Annotated in this window: 5 protein-coding genes; 2 read left to right on the forward strand and 3 right to left on the reverse strand. The window is 59.2% G+C overall.

What is annotated here, in order from left to right; translation table 11 throughout:
- A partial coding sequence (gene brnA, locus MXB90_RS17550; RefSeq protein WP_250046701.1) for a type II toxin-antitoxin system BrnA family antitoxin occupies window positions 1-235 on the forward strand: 235 nt, incomplete at its 5' end.
- 433 nt (window positions 236-668) lie between these two features.
- On the opposite strand, the gene MXB90_RS17555 is transcribed toward brnA, so the two are convergent.
- The 3 genes from MXB90_RS17555 to MXB90_RS17565 form a co-directional block, all read right to left on the reverse strand.
- Window positions 669-1,100, reverse strand: coding sequence for a helix-turn-helix domain-containing protein (locus MXB90_RS17555; RefSeq protein ID WP_250046702.1), 432 nt, complete (start codon window positions 1,098-1,100; stop codon window positions 669-671).
- A gap of 97 nt (window positions 1,101-1,197) precedes the next feature.
- A complete protein-coding gene (locus tag MXB90_RS17560; protein WP_250046703.1) occupies window positions 1,198-2,208 on the reverse strand; it encodes a replication initiator protein A in 1,011 nt (336 codons plus the stop codon).
- Between the two features lie 257 nt (window positions 2,209-2,465).
- Entirely contained in the window at window positions 2,466-3,731 is a 1,266-nt protein-coding gene (locus MXB90_RS17565; RefSeq protein WP_250046704.1) for a plasmid recombination protein, read from the reverse strand.
- Between the two features lie 303 nt (window positions 3,732-4,034).
- On the opposite strand from MXB90_RS17565, the gene MXB90_RS17570 reads away from it, so the two are divergent.
- Window positions 4,035-4,298: a BrnT family toxin gene (locus tag MXB90_RS17570; protein WP_134079808.1), complete on the forward strand. Its 264-nt coding sequence runs from the start codon at window positions 4,035-4,037 to the stop codon at window positions 4,296-4,298.
- Window positions 4,299-4,342 lie beyond the last annotated feature (44 nt).

Raw genomic sequence — 4,342 nt, forward strand, 5'->3', positions numbered from 1 at the left:
AAAGAGGAGATCAGCTACTATGAAGGCAACTGAGTTCGACAAGAAATTCGACGCCGGTGAGGACGTGAGCGATGCAATCGACTGGTCCCAGGCGCGCCGTCGGAACGATCAGCCCAAGCGTGTGAACGTGGATTTTCCGGCGTGGGTCGTGGAGGGCCTGGACAAGCAGGCTCGGCACCTGGGCGTGACGCGGCAATCGTTGATCAAGCTATGGATTGCCGAACGGCTCCAGTAGGCTCATCGACTTTGGCGGTGGGTGCTTGCGGTTCGGCCACCCCATGGCCGGATGACGGCTTTGAGCCCTTGCATGACAATGGTGCACATGCATAAATATCCTAACGTCAGGAAGGGCTGAGAATGGTAAATCAAGATGCCTTTGGGTACGCAAGGGTGGTCGCGGAAGGCGTCTGGCTCATAGCCTTTTTCAGCTTTATGGTTTTCACTTTCTACAGACATTTCTTCGTGCAACCGTTTAACCACTGGGACCTTCGTGATCCCACTCACGAAAGCTACAGTTTTAACCGGAAGCTGCTTTTGGTATTCGCGGTGATACTTTCGAGCGGCTTGCTGTTGTTCGGCGTGTTTCCTCGGTCATAGACGTCAACCGTGACCAACACGTTCGCTATTTTATGGAGCAATGTCCGCTTTGTCCGTATTTCTGCCTTTGGTCAGGATCGCTTCCAAGGCCACCAAGAGCTGCGCTTTGGGCTGTTGTCGGCCAGAAGCGCCGTCACGCGGGTTTCGGAGCTGTCCAGGCGCTTCCGTAGATCGTTGATCGTATCTGCCATCTGATCCTTCTGGGCTTCCAGACCGTTGGCTCTCTCATGGGCGACCGCCAGTTCTTTTTCCAGCTCAACAACACGGTCTATGTAGCTGCTTTCGGGGGCAAATTTTGCCTGTTGCGTATCGTTGCTTTGCATGTGTTGCGCATCGCGTTGCGCAACAGTGGGTGGAAAAACCCGGTGCAACTCTGACGGATCAATTTCATATGAGCCGCCATTGCCCTTACTAGCTGATATCTTTCCGCTTTTGATCGCTCTCTGGATTGTTGTCTTGTTCTTTCCGGTGGCCTTTGCGGCCTCTGATAGTGAATATTTCATGCCGTTGCGCCTCGTTGCTTTTGCCTGTTGCGCAACAGGGTATCGCGTTGCGTGGCGCAACGCCAAGGGCACCTGATCGAGGCAGGGCTAGGCCCGGCTAACGCAAGCTATCCTGCTTTCCGCAATAGGCCACAAAAGCAGCGCCCGCGTTCTTCGGTGGGTTGCCCTTGGCTGCTTCGCTCTTGGCGAATGCCAGCCAGTCCGAACGCAGGGCGTAGTAGTCCCGGCCCTTCTCCCTGGCGATGGTTCTCGCCTTGTCCTCGGCCCACCCCGGAAGCCTGATCTCGGGCAAGAGTTCGTTCTGCGGTGAGCGCGGGCGAAAGATCACCAGGTCTTCGGCGGTCAGCTCCATGCGATAGAACGGCGTGTGATCGTCCTCGATGATCTGGCGGATGTTCAGCCGGAATTTTTTCAGAGGAGCATTGCTGCCGGTCTTTTCCTGAAGCTTGGCGAGGCCGATCTGCCATTTCGGCTGGCCCCCGCAATGCTTGCGGCCGATCTCATACAGGCGGCGCTCAAGTGGACGACGCAGGCGAAAGTAGTCGTTCGAGATCGTCACGACCTCGTCGCCCTCGATCGCGCGCATCACCCAGTCGGACAGGATCACCTCGCAGTAGTCGAGCCGCCACTTGCCTTCTTCCTTCATGACGAACCCGCTGCCCGATTCCAGCAGGCTGAAAAAGCGTGTCTCGCGCTTGTTCCCGGTCTGAATGTCGGTCTGGAAGGTGGTGCCGATCAGCCTCTGGAATGCCTGTTCCAAGCGCTGATACTCGATCCCGCCCGTCTTGCGGTTGGTGGTAACCATCAGCTCGCGGGCGCTGAAGCGAACCCGCTTTCCGATCTTCTCGCCCCGGTTCTTGCGGTGCATGAGCTGGCTCACGCAGAAAATCAGGATGTCTTTGTCGAAGATCGTGGGCAGGCCGACCCCGGACGGCACGATTTTCAGCCGGTTGTCACCGCCGCGATATTCAAGGTGGCGCATGTCCGGCTTGGTGGCGAGCGAGAACAGCGGATGCTCCATCGAGGCCATGTCGTCCTTCGGCACCACATCGGAGATGTCGAGGATGAAAAAGTCCTTCTGGGGGTGTCTGTCGGGGAGCAGCGGCATCCGTTCGCCTGGTTGAGTTCGTTATATCGAGAACCAGCATCGGCTAGGAACGGGCTGCTCGTCAAGTTCGTTATATCAGGACCCGTTTTGGGGGCGAAATCCGTTCGTTAGTTTCGGAACCCAGATTCGTTAGTTTCGGAACCCAGATTCGTTAGTTTCGGAACCCTGTGGATAGTTTCCTGTTTCGATAGCAGTAGGTTATGGGTGATTTTCGGCCCCGTAACATACTCCGTAGGTAACACTATTAACACTAGGGGTCAGAGACCGTGGCTGGACCCTCGATCCCGTTCCCGGCTGGCACGGTCGGTAAGATCGTTTTCCCGTTCTGACTGGGTTTCTTCCTGAACCGCGGGAGCTGTCAGGCCAAGGTTCATCTCGTGACGCTCCACCTCTGCCGATGCTTCTTGTGGCCAGCAGGTCCTGTCCTCGATCTGGGGAACATCAGGCCGAAGCATATTCTTCACCGCAGCTTCCATCCTCGCCATGAACGCCCCGCACTTCGCCACCACCGCTGCCAAGTGCATCCGGTCGGACAGGCTGGGGAAGAGATCGCGCCCGGCCTCATACCGATCACCCATATTTTCCCGGAGTCCCACACCGCAACGATGCGCCGTGTCATAGATCCGTTCTGCCCCGGATCTGATCGCCTCAATGAAGGGCCAGGGATCGGTGCTGGCGTCCCCACCAACCCGATCCAGCGTCAGAGCGCCCCTGGGAGGCTCGTAGGCACTTCCTTCGGCCCTGTGGCGGGCAATCTCCCCCTTGAGCGCCAGGAGGCCGCTCAGGGCCTCTGTCTGGCGTTCTGAGAGGTCTGCATCCCTGATGGCATCCCACAGGCCCTCTGAGGGCGCTCTGACGCTCTCACGGGCCTTGTCCATGACCGCCCCATAGGTTTCCGGCGACAGGTGCTGGCGCTGCGTGATTTCCTTGCGGGTGCCGCGCACGATTTCGCTGTCCAGATTCTCGCGGCACCAGTCGGCCCAGGACGTCTGCAAGGCGGAGTATTCGTTCCGCTCGCCCGTGGCCTCTTTCAGCTCGCGCAGCGCCTTGTTGGTCGAGATCACCGGCTTGCCCCGGCTTTCCCGGACGGGAGAGACCAGAACATCGACCACGGCCCCGCCCTTCTCATCGAGATCGAGGCGGGTGGCGATCACCGATCCCTCGCCGCCCCAGCTCTCGGCCCATGCCTTTGCCTGGTCGAAGAGCTGGCGGTTATGCGGGTTGTCGGGGTCGTGCAGGTTGCCGGCCTTTTCCACCCATTCCGGCGACACCACGCAGATGGCCTGCAAGCAGAGCGGCGCGCCTTTCCGTTCGCCGGCTCCCATGTCGGACTTATGGGCCTTGAAGGCGGCGAGATAGTCCCGGTCGTTCTCGGCCTTCGACCAGGCAAGCCCAAAGCCGGGTTCTGCATCGTCCCGGACCCGCGCCTTGCCGGTCTCGTCGTGACGCTGCGCATGGAGGGACGCCCCGCGAAGCTGGGCGATGGTGGTGAACTTGTTGACGCGGATCGCTGCCTTGAACATGGGACGGTGATAGCGGAGAGCGACAGAATTGTCATTTCAAATGACAACCCACTAGGCAATTCTCTCCGAGCCGCTCCGCTAATTGCCGTTGGGCCGGAGGCGCTGCGCCCTCCTGGACCTCCCGCCGGAAGCCGCCCGAGGGGCGGCTGCGCACCATCCCGCCCCTGCCATTTGGGGGCCGGTCGGAATGATGCGCGGAGCCAGCTCGGACCGGAGATCTCCGAATATCGGAGGGCCGGGCTGGCGGCGGTGATCGCGCAGAACCACGCTTGAAAATGGATAATTACTATACCATAATTACGCATGGATTTTGAGTATGATCCCGCCAAAAGTGCCTCGAATCTGTCGAAGCATGGCATCGACTTCGATCAGGCACAGGCCCTTTGGGACGACCCGTGGATGCTCGAAGCGCCCGCCAAGACCGAGGATGAACCGCGCTTCATCTCGATTGGGAAGATCGAGGGCAAACACTGGGCTGCCGTCTGGACGCCGCGAGGTGATGCGGTGCGGATCATCTCGGTGCGCCGTGCCCGGAAAGAGGAGATCAGCTACTATGAAGGCAACTGAGTTCGACAAGAAATTCGACGCCGGTGAGGACGTGAGCGATGCAA

This window comes from Phaeovulum molybdatiresistens (assembly GCF_023544865.1).
Classification (GTDB): domain Bacteria; phylum Pseudomonadota; class Alphaproteobacteria; order Rhodobacterales; family Rhodobacteraceae; genus Pontitalea.

Excerpts from the sequence above, each read along its gene's own strand:
- MXB90_RS17560 (WP_250046703.1), bottom strand. The coding sequence starts at position 2,208 with ATGCCGCTGCTCCCCGACAGACACCCCCAGAAGGACTTTTTCATCCTC.
- MXB90_RS17555 (WP_250046702.1), bottom strand. The coding sequence starts at position 1,100 with ATGAAATATTCACTATCAGAGGCCGCAAAGGCCACCGGAAAGAACAAG.
- MXB90_RS17570 (WP_134079808.1), top strand. The coding sequence starts at position 4,035 with ATGGATTTTGAGTATGATCCCGCCAAAAGTGCCTCGAATCTGTCGAAG.
- MXB90_RS17565 (WP_250046704.1), bottom strand. The coding sequence starts at position 3,731 with ATGTTCAAGGCAGCGATCCGCGTCAACAAGTTCACCACCATCGCCCAG.